Origin of the sequence: Bradyrhizobium sp., assembly GCF_004799445.1 — a bacterium.
GTDB lineage: Bacteria > Pseudomonadota > Alphaproteobacteria > Rhizobiales > Xanthobacteraceae > Bradyrhizobium.
Map to the genome: position 1 here is coordinate 15,963 of NZ_SSNA01000149.1, position 12,708 is coordinate 28,670.

The 12,708-nt window shown below is 63.3% G+C and carries 19 protein-coding genes; 7 read left to right on the plus strand and 12 right to left on the minus strand.

The features are described 5' to 3' along the window. Positions 1-36: 36 nt before the first annotated feature. Genes pgeF through E8A46_RS20380 form a run of 4 tightly spaced genes read right to left on the minus strand, consistent with a single transcriptional unit; the run spans position 37 to position 3,532 of the window. Positions 37-807 (minus strand): peptidoglycan editing factor PgeF, encoded by a 771-nt coding sequence (pgeF, locus tag E8A46_RS20365; RefSeq protein WP_291565083.1) that lies wholly within the window; start codon positions 805-807, stop codon positions 37-39. After that, a complete protein-coding gene (locus E8A46_RS20370) occupies positions 804-1,931 on the minus strand; it encodes an SAM-dependent methyltransferase (protein ID WP_291565086.1) in 1,128 nt (375 codons plus the stop codon). Before E8A46_RS20370 ends, pgeF begins: the two co-directional genes overlap by 4 nt. Continuing rightward, a complete protein-coding gene (gene lgt / locus E8A46_RS20375) occupies positions 1,928-2,782 on the minus strand; it encodes a prolipoprotein diacylglyceryl transferase (RefSeq protein ID WP_291565089.1) in 855 nt (284 codons plus the stop codon). Before lgt ends, E8A46_RS20370 begins: the two co-directional genes overlap by 4 nt. A 9-nt stretch (positions 2,783-2,791) precedes the next feature. Further along, a complete protein-coding gene (locus E8A46_RS20380; protein WP_291565092.1) occupies positions 2,792-3,532 on the minus strand; it encodes a dienelactone hydrolase family protein in 741 nt (246 codons plus the stop codon). Positions 3,533-3,715: 183 nt separating this feature from the next. Here E8A46_RS20380 and E8A46_RS20385 point away from each other — a divergent pair, with 183 nt between their 5' ends. The 4 genes from E8A46_RS20385 to ychF all read left to right on the plus strand — a co-directional run bounded on the left by E8A46_RS20385 (position 3,716) and on the right by ychF (position 6,941). Beyond that, a complete protein-coding gene (locus E8A46_RS20385) occupies positions 3,716-4,009 on the plus strand; it encodes an accessory factor UbiK family protein (protein ID WP_291565093.1) in 294 nt (97 codons plus the stop codon). 278 nt (positions 4,010-4,287) lie between these two features. Further along, on the plus strand, positions 4,288-5,070 hold the full coding sequence (locus tag E8A46_RS20390; protein WP_291565095.1) for a 50S ribosomal protein L25/general stress protein Ctc: 783 nt from the start codon (positions 4,288-4,290) through the stop codon (positions 5,068-5,070). Positions 5,071-5,199: 129 nt separating this feature from the next. After that, positions 5,200-5,805: an aminoacyl-tRNA hydrolase gene (gene pth / locus E8A46_RS20395; RefSeq protein WP_291565097.1), complete on the plus strand. Its 606-nt coding sequence runs from the start codon at positions 5,200-5,202 to the stop codon at positions 5,803-5,805. Between the two features lie 38 nt (positions 5,806-5,843). After that, a complete protein-coding gene (ychF, locus tag E8A46_RS20400; protein ID WP_291565099.1) occupies positions 5,844-6,941 on the plus strand; it encodes a redox-regulated ATPase YchF in 1,098 nt (365 codons plus the stop codon). A gap of 6 nt (positions 6,942-6,947) precedes the next feature. On the opposite strand, the gene E8A46_RS20405 is transcribed toward ychF, so the two are convergent. Beyond that, on the minus strand, positions 6,948-7,241 hold the full coding sequence (locus tag E8A46_RS20405) for a DUF4282 domain-containing protein (RefSeq protein ID WP_291565101.1): 294 nt from the start codon (positions 7,239-7,241) through the stop codon (positions 6,948-6,950). Positions 7,242-7,413: 172 nt separating this feature from the next. Here E8A46_RS20405 and E8A46_RS20410 point away from each other — a divergent pair, with 172 nt between their 5' ends. The 3 genes from E8A46_RS20410 (at position 7,414) to E8A46_RS20420 (ending at position 8,612) form a co-directional block, all read left to right on the plus strand. Continuing rightward, on the plus strand, positions 7,414-7,884 hold the full coding sequence (locus tag E8A46_RS20410) for a MaoC family dehydratase (RefSeq protein ID WP_291565103.1): 471 nt from the start codon (positions 7,414-7,416) through the stop codon (positions 7,882-7,884). Continuing rightward, positions 7,884-8,366 (plus strand): MaoC family dehydratase, encoded by a 483-nt coding sequence (locus tag E8A46_RS20415; protein ID WP_291565105.1) that lies wholly within the window; start codon positions 7,884-7,886, stop codon positions 8,364-8,366. The genes E8A46_RS20410 and E8A46_RS20415 overlap by 1 nt, the downstream gene beginning before the upstream one ends. An 84-nt stretch (positions 8,367-8,450) precedes the next feature. Continuing rightward, positions 8,451-8,612 carry a hypothetical protein gene (locus tag E8A46_RS20420; protein ID WP_291565124.1) on the plus strand — a complete coding sequence of 54 codons (162 nt, stop codon included), beginning with the start codon at positions 8,451-8,453 and terminating at the stop codon, positions 8,610-8,612. An 86-nt stretch (positions 8,613-8,698) separates the two neighbouring features. Here E8A46_RS20420 and E8A46_RS20425 read toward each other — a convergent pair whose 3' ends face one another. The 7 genes from E8A46_RS20425 to E8A46_RS20455 all read right to left on the minus strand — a co-directional run. Continuing rightward, the gene (locus E8A46_RS20425) at positions 8,699-8,836 is read right to left on the minus strand and encodes a hypothetical protein (RefSeq protein WP_291565107.1); all 138 of its coding nucleotides are present in this window, start codon (positions 8,834-8,836) and stop codon (positions 8,699-8,701) included. Positions 8,837-9,064: 228 nt separating this feature from the next. Next, positions 9,065-9,484, minus strand: coding sequence for a hypothetical protein (locus E8A46_RS20430; protein ID WP_291565109.1), 420 nt, complete (start codon positions 9,482-9,484; stop codon positions 9,065-9,067). Positions 9,485-9,644: 160 nt separating this feature from the next. After that, positions 9,645-10,547, minus strand: a complete 903-nt coding sequence (locus E8A46_RS20435) for a hypothetical protein (RefSeq protein WP_291565111.1) — start codon at positions 10,545-10,547, stop codon at positions 9,645-9,647. A 139-nt stretch (positions 10,548-10,686) separates the two neighbouring features. Then, positions 10,687-11,127: a nuclear transport factor 2 family protein gene (locus E8A46_RS20440; RefSeq protein ID WP_291565113.1), complete on the minus strand. Its 441-nt coding sequence runs from the start codon at positions 11,125-11,127 to the stop codon at positions 10,687-10,689. Between the two features lie 294 nt (positions 11,128-11,421). Next, a complete protein-coding gene (locus E8A46_RS20445; protein WP_291565114.1) occupies positions 11,422-11,688 on the minus strand; it encodes a hypothetical protein in 267 nt (88 codons plus the stop codon). 201 nt (positions 11,689-11,889) lie between these two features. Further along, on the minus strand, positions 11,890-12,339 hold the full coding sequence (locus tag E8A46_RS20450) for a nuclear transport factor 2 family protein (RefSeq protein WP_291565116.1): 450 nt from the start codon (positions 12,337-12,339) through the stop codon (positions 11,890-11,892). A 143-nt stretch (positions 12,340-12,482) separates the two neighbouring features. Further along, the coding region (locus tag E8A46_RS20455; RefSeq protein ID WP_291565118.1) for a hypothetical protein at positions 12,483-12,708 on the minus strand (226 nt) is incomplete at its 5' end.

Sequence of the window (12,708 nt, forward strand, 5' to 3'; positions counted from 1 at the left end):
ACCCCCTGCCAAGATGACGCCGTCAATCGGAAACAACTATTCGCCTTCCAGCATAATCGCGTGGACGTGCCGGCCGTAGTCCGGCTCCTTGCGATGCACCGAGCGGCGGTAACTGAAGAAGCGATCATCGGAATAGGTATCGACGCCGGTGTCGTCGATGACGGATACCCCGGCATTTTCCAGTCGCATCCGGATGAAGCCGGCGAGGTCGAACATCGCGTGGCCCTCGCGCGATGCGGGAAGGAAGAACAGGGCGTTCTCCGCATCAGCGTCCACGAACCGCGCGACGAATTCGTTGCCGACTTCGTAAGAAGGCTGGCGGATCAGCGGGCCGATCGCGGCGACAATGCCGGTGCGATCGGCGCCGAGTCTTTCCATGGCATCGACGGTGGATTCGACGATGCCGGTCAGCGCCCCCTTCCAGCCGGCATGCGCCGCGCCAATCACGCGCGCGTTGGGATCGACAAACAGGATCGGTCCGCAATCGGCCGCGGTGACGCCGATGGCGAGCCCCTCCGCGCGGGTGACGATGGCGTCGGCGCGCGGGCGCGAGGCGGTGTCCCACGGCGCTGACGCCACCACGACATCGGGCGAGTGAGCCTGGAACAGAGTGAGAAAATGATCGGATGTCACGCCCATCCGCGCCGCCATCCGGCGGCGATTTTCCGCGACATTGGCCGGGTCGTCGTTGGAGCCGATGCCGCCGTTGAGGCTGGCGTAAATGCCGCCGGAGACCCCGCCGTCGCGGCTGAAGAAAGCGTGACGCAGGCCGGGAACGGCCGACAGCAGCGGGGATTCAAGTTTCATGTGGTTTCGGCCTTGGCGTCCGGCTTGTCGTCGGCAAACCCCGCCAGCGAGGTAAGGTTGGGCTCCGAGACCGCCAGCACCTTGAACATCGATCCCATGCCGCCGCGGCCGCCGCCGGTCAGCCGTTGCAGCGCGCCTGCGATGTCTTCCGAAGCCTCATGCGAAGCCTTCGCCATCAGGGTCACCGCCCGGGTTTCGATGCCGAGCCGCCTCAGAAACTCACCCTGCGGCACCGGGCCGTGGACCCGCGCGCCGAGGTCCTCGGCGGCGCGCACCAGCGCCTGAAAATCGACATGGGCCGTCACGTCGGCCTGTCCGGGATTCTTCAAGGGGTCGGTGAAGCTGTGGCGGGCGATGGCCTGAAAGGTATCGCCGGCGTCGCTGCGCAGGTGACCGTAATCGATGATCAAGGCGGCGCCGTCCTGGTCGCGGACCCGGCTCGCGATTTTCATCATCTCGGCGTCCGGCCGCCATTCGAACACCGCGCCGACCGGAGCGGCGCGCACCAGCGGCGGCAGCAGGACCTCGAAACGCGGGATCGGCTCCATGGCGGTGCCGAATTCCAGCTTGCCGTTGCCGTCGATCTCGACGGTGCGCTCATGCCAGCCGGTCTCGCGCTTCACCGCCTGGTGGATCGGCAGCACGTCAAAATATTCGTTGGCGAGGATCACGGACGGACCGTCCGGCACGTCGTCGATGGTGTCGTGCCAGTCGATGTTGCGCACACCCGACAGCGCGGCTTTCTGCTTCTCGCGCAGCACCGGATTGATATCGACGAGATGGATGCTGAGCGCCTGATAGAGCGGCGGCAGCACGCGCAGCGCGCGCAGCGCATCCGCCATCATGGTGCCGCGGCCGGGTCCGAGTTCGATCAGCCGCAGCAGCGGCGGCGAACCGATCGCTTTCCACACCGATGCCGCCCACAGGCCGAGCAATTCGCCGAACATCTGGCTCACTTCGGGCGCGGTGGTGAAATCGCCCTCGCGCCCCAGCGGATCGCGGGAAAGGTAATAGCCGTGCCTGGGATGCATCAGGCACAGCTCCATGTAGCGCCACACCGGCATCGGACCGGACGACTTGATCAGCTTCTTGATCTCGGACTGGAGCGGCGAGTATTCGGTCACGACATTCCTTGAAGCGGTGGCGTTGCCTGCCTCAGCGTCTTGCGGCGCCATGCCACCACAATAATGATTGCTCCTGCAATGATCATCGGCACCGAGAGCAGCATGCCCATGGTCAGCCCGCCCCACAGGAATCCAAGCTGCGGATCGGGCTCCCTGAAAAACTCGCCAATAATACGCGCAACACCATAAATGGCGATGAAGCTGCCGAGGATCAGGCCGGGCCGCTTCAAGGCGCCCATCCGGATCATTGCGAACAGGATCGCAAACAGCACGATACCTTCAAGCGTGGCCTCGTAAAGCTGGCTGGGGTGGCGCGGCAGCGGACCGCCATTGGGAAACACCATCGCCCAGGGCACGCTGGAGTCCGCCGGCCGGCCCCACAACTCGCTGTTGATGAAATTGGCCAGCCGCCCGAGAAACAATCCGATCGGTCCCACCGCGGTGGTGATATCGCCGAGCGACAGGATCGGCAGGTTGTTCTTGAGGCAGAACAGGATCACCGCGGCGACGCAACCGAGAAAGCCGCCGTGAAACGACATGCCGCCCTTCCACAGTTCGAAGATCTCGGCGGGATGCTGGATAAAGAACGGCAGGTTGTAGAACAGCACATAGCCGGTGCGGCCGCCGAGGATGATCCCGAGCGTGACCCAGAGGATAAAATCGTCCATTTGCACAAGCGTGATCGGCGCCGGTCCGCCCCAAAGCCTGTCGTTCTTGAGCAGCGCGCGGGCGTAGAGCCAGCCGAGCACGATGCCGCCGATATAGGCCAGCGCATACCAGCGAATCGCGATCGGGCCGATGGCGATGGCGATGGGATCGAACACCGGAAAGGCGATGGTGAGGAAGGGCATTGCGCCTGCTTACGATGAGAGGTTGCGGCGGTAGAGCGCAAGCAGCCGTTCCCAGTGCCGCTCGGCCGCGTCGCGATCGTAGACCGGCCGCTTCGGAAAAGCGAAGCCATGATGGGTGCCGGGATAGATCTCGACCTCGGCCTTGGCCGCGTGGTCTTTCATTCCCTGTTTCACATGCTCGACAATCTCCGCCGGCGCGTAGACGTCGGTTTCGGCGCAGCCGAAATAGAGCTCGGCCCTGGTCTTTCGCCCGGCCAGATGCGGGCTGTCGGGCTGATCGGTCGCCAGATGCGTTCCGTAGATCGACGCCGCCGCCTTGACGCGATCCGGAAAATGCGTCGCCGCGTTGATGGCATATCGCCCGCTCATGCAGTAGCCGACGGTGCCGATCCGATCCGTGCGGGCGGCCGATTGTCCCTCGGCATAAGCCAGCAGAGCGCGTGTGTCCTCCATGATCAGGGGAATGTTGATCGAGTTCATGAAGCCGAACATGCGCTTGCGCTCGGGCGCTTCAGGGTCTGGCGGGATCGGCCCGAGCTCCATGACGCCCGATCGGTAATAGAGGTTCGGCAGCATCACGTAATAGCCCGACGTGCCGAGCCGGCGCGCCATGTCGCGCAGTTCCTCGCGGATCGCCGGCGCGTCCATGTAAAACAGGATGACGGGATGCGGGCCGCCGCGCTCGGGATGGGTGATGAAGGTGGTGGTGTGGCCGTCCCTGGTCGGGATTTCGATCTGCTGGTCGATCATGGGGCGCGTCGTCTCGCTTCTCGATTTTATGGTTTCTGGCCCGGCATTCGGCAGGATCGCAAGGAAACCAGGGCATGACAAGGCGACCTGGCCGTTGCGGGAACAATGGCGTCTTGCACAGTGTGGTCCGGATCGCCATTGTCTTGTGGTGCCGAGCCAGTGCAGCCGACCGGAGATTAGAGGATGACCCAGACCAATAATCGGTTTTTCGACGAGATCGGGCGTCTGATGAATGACGCCGCCGGCGCCGCCCAGGGTGTCAAGCGCGAGGTCGATACGGTGGTCCGCAATCAGGCCGAAAAAATCCTGCGCGACCTCGATATCGTCAAGCGCGAGGAGTTCGAGGCCGTCAAGGACATGGCGCGGCTGGCGCGCGAGGAAAACGAGGCGCTGAAAACGCGCATCGCCGTGCTGGAAGCCAAGCTCGGCGGCTCCCACCCGGCGCCGGATGTCGGCAGCCCGAAGACGGGTGGGTAAGGCGTTTCGTCCCGTTCGGTGTGATACGCGGGCTTGACCCGCCTGTCCGGTAACCCCGGGGGAAAAGTCCTGCCAAGGAGGCGGCTCAGCGGGGCGCGCCCGGTGGCGACCATGGGCCAAGGCCGAGAGAAAAATCCCCACATTTCCTTGTCATTTTCGACCTTTGGGGCTAGAACGCCGCCACGTCCGCAGCCCCCGCACCCCTGGAGGCTTGCTGCGAGTACCAAACGGGCCGCGATGCGGCCTTTAACTTTTTAGAAAACAAGGACTTAATCCAAATGGCGACCGTCAAGGAATTGAAGGCGACCGCACGTCCGTCAGGCGGCAAGGGGGCCGCACGGGCAGAGCGTCGCGCCGGCAGAGTGCCCGGAGTGATCTATGGCAACAACCAGCCCCCCGTGACCATTTCGGTCGACGACGCCGACCTGCGCCAGCGCATCCTGGCCGGCCGGTTTCTCACTACGATTTACGACATCGATCTGGAGGGCAAGAAGCACCGCGTGATTCCGCGCGACTTCCATCTCGATCCGGTGCGCGATTTTCCGATCCATGTCGACTTCATGCGGCTCGGCGAAGGCGCGACCATCCGCGTCAGCGTTCCCCTGCACATCCAGAACGCGGAAGCCGCACCCGGCGTCAAGCGCGGCGGCACCGTCAACATCGTCACCCACAGCATCGACCTGGAATGCTCGGTCGATAACATTCCGCAATTCGTCGAAGCCGATGTCAGCGAACTGGAGATCAGCCATTCGCTGCATCTGTCCGACATCAAATTGCCCGCCGGCGTGAAGTCGCTGTTGCGCGAAGACGTGACGCTGGTGACCATCGTGCCGCCGTCTGGCTACGCCGAGGAAATGAAAGCCGCTGCGGCTGCCGCGGCTGCCGGTCCGGCGGCTGTTGCCGGTGCTGCGGCTGCGCCCGGTGCGGCTCCGGCGGCCGGCGCCGCCGCCGCTGCGCCCGCCGCGGGGGCTGCTCCCGCGGGTGGCGCGAAGGCGCCCGCGGCCAAGGCGCCTGCGGCTGGTGCCAAGGCGCCTGCCGGTGGCGGCGACAAGAAGAAGTAACGCGCATGATCCGCCAAAGTGTGAGCGGTTTGGCGAAAGATCATGCGCCAATTTATAGGTTGGCGCGCGATCGGACGCAAAACCGGGGACCACTTTTGCTGATCGCGCGCTAGCGCGGGATGCCGCGTCATGCGACTCTTTGTTGGCCTTGGCAATCCCGGCGCGAAGTACGCGCATAACCGACACAACATCGGCTTTCTGGCCGTCGGTGAAATCGCGCGGCGTCATGCTTTCGCACCATGGCGCCGCCGCTTTCAGGGCGAGAGTTCGGAAGGCACGCTCGACCGCGAGCGGGTGGTGCTGCTTCGCCCCGCGACCTTCATGAACGAGTCCGGGCGCGCGGTTCAGGAAGCCGCGAATTTCTTCAAGCTCGCGGCGGGCGAGATCACCGTGTTCCAGGACGAGCTCGAACTGCCGGCCGCCAAGGTTCGCCTCAAGGTCGGTGGCGGCATTGCCGGCCACAACGGGCTGCGTTCGATCTCCGCGCATATCGGCAACGATTATCGGCGCGTGCGGCTCGGAATCGGCCATCCCGGCGTCAAGGAACTGGTGCACGACTACGTGCTGTCCGATTTCGCCAAGGACGAACGCCCGTGGGTGGAAGCGTTGTGCGCAGCGATTGCCGATAACGCGGCGCTGCTCGCGACCGGCAGCGATTCGACGTTCCAGAACAAGGTGCATCTGGCGATGCAGGCCAAGGGATTCTTCGACAAGGACGATGGCGGCGCCGCCTAGCGCTCCGCCGGTGACGGAACAGTTTTTTAGGACACATCATGGGATTCAAATGCGGTATCGTCGGGTTGCCCAATGTCGGCAAATCGACACTGTTCAACGCGCTGACCGAGACGGCGGCGGCGCAGGCGGCGAATTATCCGTTCTGCACCATCGAGCCGAATGTCGGCGAGGTCGCGGTGCCGGATCCCCGGCTCGACAAACTGGCGGCGATTGCCAAATCCGGCCAGATCATCCCGACGCGGCTGACCTTTGTCGATATCGCGGGCCTGGTGCGCGGCGCCTCGAAGGGCGAAGGCCTCGGCAACCAGTTTCTCGCCACCATCCGCGAGGTCGACGCGATCGCCCATGTGGTGCGCTGCTTTGAGGATTCCGACATCACCCATGTCGAAGGCAAGATCGCGCCGTTGGCCGACATCGAGACCATCGAGACCGAATTGATGCTGGCCGATCTCGACAGCCTGGAAAAGCGCGTCGACAATCTGGCCAAGAAGGCCAAGGGCAACGACAAGGATGCCAAGGAACAACTCGACCTCGTCAATCGCGCTCTGGTGTTGCTGCGCGAGGGCAAGCCGGCGCGGTTTCTCGAGCGCAAGCCGGATGAAGAGCGCGCCTTCGGCATGCTCGGCCTGCTGACCTCCAAGCCGGTGTTGTACGTCTGCAATGTCGAGGAAGCGTCCTCCGCCAAAGGCAACAAGTTTTCAGAAGCCGTTGCCGGGCAAGCCAGGAAGGAAGGCGCGGTCGCCGTCACCATCTCGGCCAAGATCGAATCGGAGATAGCGACGCTGTCGCGCGAGGAGCGCGCCGAATTTCTCGAAACGCTCGGGCTGGAGGAAGCCGGCCTCGACCGCCTGATCCGCGCCGGCTACCAGCTGCTGGATCTCATCACCTATTTCACCGTCGGCCCGAAGGAAGCCCGCGCCTGGACCATCCACCGCGGCACCAAGGCGCCCGCCGCCGCGGGCGTCATCCATACCGATTTCGAAAAGGGCTTCATCCGCGCCGAGACCATTGCCTATGCCGATTACGTCGCGCTCGGCGGCGAAGCCGGCGCCCGCGATGCCGGAAAATTGCGGCTGGAGGGCAAGGATTACGTGGTCGCCGACGGCGACGTCATGCATTTCAGGTTCAATAATTGATCGCTTCTAGTGCCCCGCGCCCTGGTCGCGGATCGCGCCGAGATGCTCGTTGATGCGAAACACGATCAGGATGAATTCCGCCGCGATGCGCGAGAAGATGATGCCGACGAAGACGCCGGCGATCGAGGACAACAGCTGAATGAATCCGCCGAACGGGCTGATCGCCATCGCGGCAAGCGCGGAAAAGATGCCGGCGATGCCGAACAACCCGATCAACGCGATGACCAGCCAGTAGAATGTCTTGATGATCGTAGGCGTGATAAAGCGGTCCCACTGAAACAGATCCTGAAAATCGAACATCGGTGGTTCTCCCGGCCAGTCGAATATGATTCGCGTCCAAACGGTCCCTGCAGGCAAAGGGCTAGCTCCGAATGCCGGTTCGGGCAAGTCAGGGACGAGCCATGCGCGTGGGCGGGTTGAGATTGCCGCAAAGTGCGGCCACAATCAGGCTCCTCTCCGTGATATCCCCGTCATGACCACATTTGCTTTCGAAGATTTCAAGCCCGGCCATTTCGGTCAATTCGGACCGCGCCGCGTCACGCGCGAGGAAATTCTCGCCTTCGCCGCCGAATTCGATCCGCAGCCCATGCACCTTGATGAGGAAGCGGCGTCGCGGTCGATGTTGAAGGGGCTTTCCGGTTCGGGCTGGCATCTTTGCTCGCTGATCATGCGGATGATGTTCGACGGTTTTATCGGCGGTACGGCCTCGCTCGGCTCGCCGGGGGTCAACGAATTGCGCTGGCTCGCGCCGCTGCGGCCGGACGATGAGCTCACGCTCGATGTCGAGGTGGTGGAAGCAAGGGTTTCCCGCAGCCGCCCCGCCACCGGGATCGTGACGTTCAGAGCCGTGGCGCGCAACGCGGCCGGACAGGCGCTGTGCGAGATGGTTTCGCCGATCATCGTGCGGCGACGCGAGGATATCGCTTTGGAGCAGGCGGGCTGATGCGTTTCTTCGAAGACATCGAAGTCGGGCAGCGGCGCGAACTGGGCTCGTTCACCTTCACCGCCGACGGCATCAAGAAATTCGCGCGCCAGTTCGATCCGCAGCCTTTTCATCTCGACGAGGAGGAAGGGCGCAAATCGCTGTTCGGCGGCCTTGCCGCGTCGGGCTGGCATGTCGGATCGGTCTGCATGAAACTGCTGGTGGCCGATGGCCAGCGCCAGGCCCGTGAGGCCGCGGCGCGCGGCGAGAAAGTCGCGATCTGGGGACCGTCACCGGGTTTTCGCGAACTGCGCTGGATCAGGCCGGTGCTGGCGGGCGACGTGATCCATTTCGCCAGCGAGGTCGAATCGCTGCGTACGTCGGACAAGCGCCCAGAATGGGGCATCCTGCAGGGCCGCAATACCGGCACCAACCAGCGCGGCGAACTGGCGTTTTCGATGCTGGCGACGGCCTTTGTGCCGCGGCGGAACGCCAGTCCCTGACCATCACGGTGGAACCGATTCTTCGCTAACTCATTTTGAACCTGTGCCTGTCAAATAGGGCGCAGGGACAGAATTGAGGGGACGATGATGGCAGACCTGCGCGGTTTGAAATTCCTGGGCTTTATCTTCGCGACCGTGACGGTTGCGGTCATGCTCGCCACCGGGATGGTGGTGAAGGGCTACGCCGACGGTGCCTATTCGCTGGAGGGCGACCCCATCACCGTGTCTTCGGTTACCATTCGCTAACCATAGCGGCCGAATCGCTAAATACCGGCTGAGCCTGTTTCGGTTCGCCGCGAGAAAATACCGTCCGAAAGATCAGCGGCTCCAGATCAGCGGCTCCAGATCAGTGCCAGCGCCACCACGGCCGCCAGCAGCAGCCCGACAAAGCGGATCAGGATGGTGCCGATATTCTGCGACGGCCTCCGCAACGGAATCGGATCGCTGTTGTCTGGCCGAAAGCTTTTCATGCAGGGGATGCCCCAGGGTTTGCCGCCGCGTCACGCCGACTGCACTTGGTCGCGGCCCGGACCGGGCAGGTTCAAAGGCGTTGTTTGTTGCGCCGCGTCCCTTGCGACGAACCGGTATCCACCGCATCAGGTGTGGGGCGGGCTTTCGCCGGCAGACGCTCGAATCAGACAAAGCCGCCGCGCTCCCTCAAGGGGAGCGCGGCGGCGGGGTTCGAGAATACTGCCGAATTAGCTGTTGCGGAGGCCGTCCGCGGCCCGCTTCCACTGCGTGACATTGTCGGCGATCATGCGGGTGGATTTCATCGCGGCCTGGCTGAGCTGGGCATAGCCGGAAATCTCGCGCTGGACGCGCTGGCCTTCGGCATGCAGCAGGTCGCGCAGGCTTTCAAGCTCGGAAATCAGGTTCTCGATTTCCGCGAGCGAGGTTCCGGCGACGCGCTGGATCAGCGAGTTGACGTTGTTGACGGTGGCCTCGGTGCCCGCCTCAAGCGCGCCTTCGCTGCTGCTCACCGTGCCCGGCGCCGGGCGGCGCAAATAAGCGACGTCGTTGCGGACGAAATCGCGGATGCCGGCCTCGACCTCCGAGACCGCGGCGAGGTTGTTATCCTCTTCAATTGATTCAACCTTTTCGGAACGAATGGCATTCATCGGCTGTTTCCCTGTTTCGCGTGTGTAGCGAGCGCGGATGTCCCCCGCACGACGAAGTAAAGCATCGCCATCAGGGCTTCCGATTTTGACCGCATCGCGGCCAATATGCGGCAATGCCTGATCTTTCACGGGATTTGTCGAAAGCCGCAACGATCGGCGCCTACCAGCTCTGCTTGAATCCCGCGGTGAGACTCTTGCTCGAGGTGCCGAGCGGCGTCTCGCTGATCGAGCCGGAGATGCTGACGCCGCCGAACAGTTTCTGCTCGGCGCCGACCTTGCGCAGCCACTTGTCGTCGCTGGACGAGAGGGTCTGGCCGGCGCTGAAGCTGGTGCCGGTGTCGGCGATGCTCAGCTTTGCCGATTGCTCGGTCTCGTAGTTCCGCGTCGTGCGCCCGGCCAGTCCGGGCACCGGAACGATACCCTGCTGGATCACATTGTAGCCGTTCTGCAGGGTGAGCGAATATTGCTCGCTGAGGGGCAGCGACTTGCTCACGGAGGTGCCGAGCTTGCCCTGCTCCTGCGAGGGATCGACCCGGGCCTCGATGGCCGTCTTGTCCCAGATCGAACCGACACCGGGAGCGGTGATCGCCGCCCATGCCGTGCCGGAAGATTGCGGCTCGCTGCCGCCATTGGCGATTTTTTCCGATAGCAATTCGGACATCGTCGATGGTTGCCGGGTGACGGTCATGTCGGCCCCGATCCGGGCATCCCAGAACGGCGATATCGGTTGCTTCACCGAGACGGCCGACCCATTCGGCTTGTCCTTCGACGACCACGCCATGTCAGCGGTGTTTGCCGCGCGCGGAGCCATGCGCGCCTTGGAGGCCGGGCTCGTGGTCATCAGGGTATAGGCGTCGACGTTGAGCTGGCTCCAGTCCAGCTCCAAATCCTTGATATCGGCGTCATCCGGGTCGGCGGCGGCCTCCGCTTCGGTCGCCTCTGCCGTGGCGGCCGCGTCTTCGGTCGACGGCACGGCCTGCGCATTCGCCGGCACAGCCGTCAAGCCGAGACCGGCCGCCAGTACCAGCAGCCCCGCCAAACCGTATCCTGTCCTGGAAGTCATCACCCCGCCCGCCTGCCTATGAATGATGAAGGCACATCAGTGCAAAATTGTGGCGGGGGATTCACGTGGATGGCCGGACATAGGCGAGCGGAAGCGACGCCGTCCTTCGGACGGCTATGCCCGGCCATGACGAAGAGGATCAGCCCGCTGACGCGATCCTTGGCAGATGAATCGGGCGCCCGAGCGCCTGCTCGACCAGATCGAAGGTATCGACGAGAATGCGCATGCTGGTGAGCCGGCCGGCCTTGAATTGCGCGAACTGGGCGAGCCGCAGGCTGACCGGCTTGTTGGCGTCCAGCGCGGTCAGCGAATAGCGCATCATCGAGGCCGCGGAGTCCACGCCCAGCATGATCGACTCGCGGTCGAAGCGGTGCACCCGGATGGTCTCGGCGATGTGCTTGATGACCTCGAGCACGGCGGCCTTGCCGCGGCGCGCGCCGAAAAACGGAAACATGTCGATCGGGCCATAGATCGCCCAATCGACCTCGTCGTCGATCAAGGTTTCGAGGTCTTCGCGCTGGCGGTCGTTGATCGCGCGATGCAACGCACGAGAGAAACGCCAGAGACTGTGCTCTGTCATGATATCTGCTTCCTGAACTGGATTGGCGGATCAGCGACCGGCCCTGACGGGCGTCATTGGCGACGCCGGGCCTGGAGGCTGCACTAAATTTCAAGGTTCAAATAACGGCATCAGGTCAAAACGCAATGCGCAATTTTGCATTGCACAAATGCGGTCCGATTCCCGACCTGGAGCCTTTTCCGTTTCGATTGAATCGAAACGGGGCTCCAGATTCTTGATTTGACGCGTTTTCTTGACGCGAACCGGTCTCCACCCCCGGATCAAGTCCGAGGGCAGGCTTCGCTTGAAAACGCTTTAGCGGTCCTGCGGGCCGGCGGGCTCGCGCATCACGGCGATTTCGGCGTCGCGGGCCGCGATGACGCCGAACAACAGCGCGCCGCCGAGCCCGCCGATCGCGGCGCCGAGCGGCATGAAGGTGAAAAACACCAGCATACCGCTATAGCCCTCAAAGCTGGTGGTCTTGAAGATTTCGACCCAGGCCAGTCCGGCCCCGATGCCAAGCGCGGCGCCGCCGAGCGCGCCCAATATCAGACCGAGCAAGGCAAGCAACGCGATTTTCATGGATGGGGTATCGTCCGTGGATCAATGAATCCCATGTTTGGTCGCCCAAGGGCGTCCTGAGGTTCAACGCGGTGGCTTTGAAATGTCATTCCGGGATGGTGCGTTAGCACCAGACCTCAGATGTGCAATTGCACATCGGGGAATCTCGAGATTCCGGGTTCGCGTCTTCGACGCGCCCCGGAATGACGACATCGATAGCGGCTAGATCTTTTCGGACATGCTCCCGGTCAGCACCGCAGCGACGTCACGCTCGAGCACCTGCTGGACCAGATCGAAGGTATCGATGATCTCGCGGATCCTGGCGATCTGGCCGTCGCGAAGGGTATAGAAGGCGGCCATGTCGAACTGCACGATCCGATTGTTGCTGCTCTTGCGGAAGAACACCCGAAGATTGGCCGCGACCTTGTCGCCTTCCGCGACCATGATCGGTATCTCGTAGCGCATGCTGGAATAGCGGGTGTGGATCGTCGTCCACATCTGCCGGAGTTCGGCCTTGCCGCGGTGGTGGCCCATATGCGGCAGGATATCGATCGGCGTATTGGCGAAAAAATCGACGTCGTCGCTGCAGTGGGACAGCGCTGCCCCGATATCGCCCGAGGACAGCACCCCGAGGAAATTCAGCACGCGCTGCCGGTGAAGATTCTCGACCATTTTCTTCTCCGCCGGGGTCGGGCCCTGCTCGCACCGTCAAATGCCGAATCCATTGTGACCCGAATGGCGCAGGGATCAATCGGCAAAAAATTCCGCCCCCCGCGAAGCGGTTTGTCGCCGCGGCAGCTCAAATGGTTTTACAATCATGGGATGTATTTGCGGCGGCGGCTCGCGCGAATGTCGGCAACGCCCTGTGACCGCGTGCAGCCGTCGCGGTGCGCAGCTGCCGCCATGGCACTGCAGCAAGGCAGTGTGGTTCGCGTTGTCGCGACCGGCGCCGCGGCGACGCAATTCATCACCCGCTTTGTCGTGACCCACACGGATTGACCGGTGCGACGGTCCATCGCGCCGCGAGCAGAACCCGGCGTC

Coding starts and splice junctions, on each gene's coding strand:
- E8A46_RS20420 (WP_291565124.1), top strand. CDS start 8,451: ATGATGGCAGACCTGCGCGGTTTGAAATTCCTGGGCTTTATCTTCGCG.
- E8A46_RS20425 (WP_291565107.1), bottom strand. CDS start 8,836: ATGAAAAGCTTTCGGCCAGACAACAGCGATCCGATTCCGTTGCGGAGG.
- E8A46_RS20430 (WP_291565109.1), bottom strand. CDS start 9,484: ATGAATGCCATTCGTTCCGAAAAGGTTGAATCAATTGAAGAGGATAAC.
- E8A46_RS20435 (WP_291565111.1), bottom strand. CDS start 10,547: ATGACTTCCAGGACAGGATACGGTTTGGCGGGGCTGCTGGTACTGGCG.
- E8A46_RS20385 (WP_291565093.1), top strand. CDS start 3,716: ATGACCCAGACCAATAATCGGTTTTTCGACGAGATCGGGCGTCTGATG.
- E8A46_RS20390 (WP_291565095.1), top strand. CDS start 4,288: ATGGCGACCGTCAAGGAATTGAAGGCGACCGCACGTCCGTCAGGCGGC.
- E8A46_RS20440 (WP_291565113.1), bottom strand. CDS start 11,127: ATGACAGAGCACAGTCTCTGGCGTTTCTCTCGTGCGTTGCATCGCGCG.
- E8A46_RS20405 (WP_291565101.1), bottom strand. CDS start 7,241: ATGTTCGATTTTCAGGATCTGTTTCAGTGGGACCGCTTTATCACGCCT.
- E8A46_RS20445 (WP_291565114.1), bottom strand. CDS start 11,688: ATGAAAATCGCGTTGCTTGCCTTGCTCGGTCTGATATTGGGCGCGCTC.
- pgeF (WP_291565083.1), bottom strand. CDS start 807: ATGAAACTTGAATCCCCGCTGCTGTCGGCCGTTCCCGGCCTGCGTCAC.
- E8A46_RS20415 (WP_291565105.1), top strand. CDS start 7,884: ATGCGTTTCTTCGAAGACATCGAAGTCGGGCAGCGGCGCGAACTGGGC.
- E8A46_RS20380 (WP_291565092.1), bottom strand. CDS start 3,532: ATGATCGACCAGCAGATCGAAATCCCGACCAGGGACGGCCACACCACC.
- pth (WP_291565097.1), top strand. CDS start 5,200: ATGCGACTCTTTGTTGGCCTTGGCAATCCCGGCGCGAAGTACGCGCAT.
- lgt (WP_291565089.1), bottom strand. CDS start 2,782: ATGCCCTTCCTCACCATCGCCTTTCCGGTGTTCGATCCCATCGCCATC.
- ychF (WP_291565099.1), top strand. CDS start 5,844: ATGGGATTCAAATGCGGTATCGTCGGGTTGCCCAATGTCGGCAAATCG.
- E8A46_RS20410 (WP_291565103.1), top strand. CDS start 7,414: ATGACCACATTTGCTTTCGAAGATTTCAAGCCCGGCCATTTCGGTCAA.
- E8A46_RS20450 (WP_291565116.1), bottom strand. CDS start 12,339: ATGGTCGAGAATCTTCACCGGCAGCGCGTGCTGAATTTCCTCGGGGTG.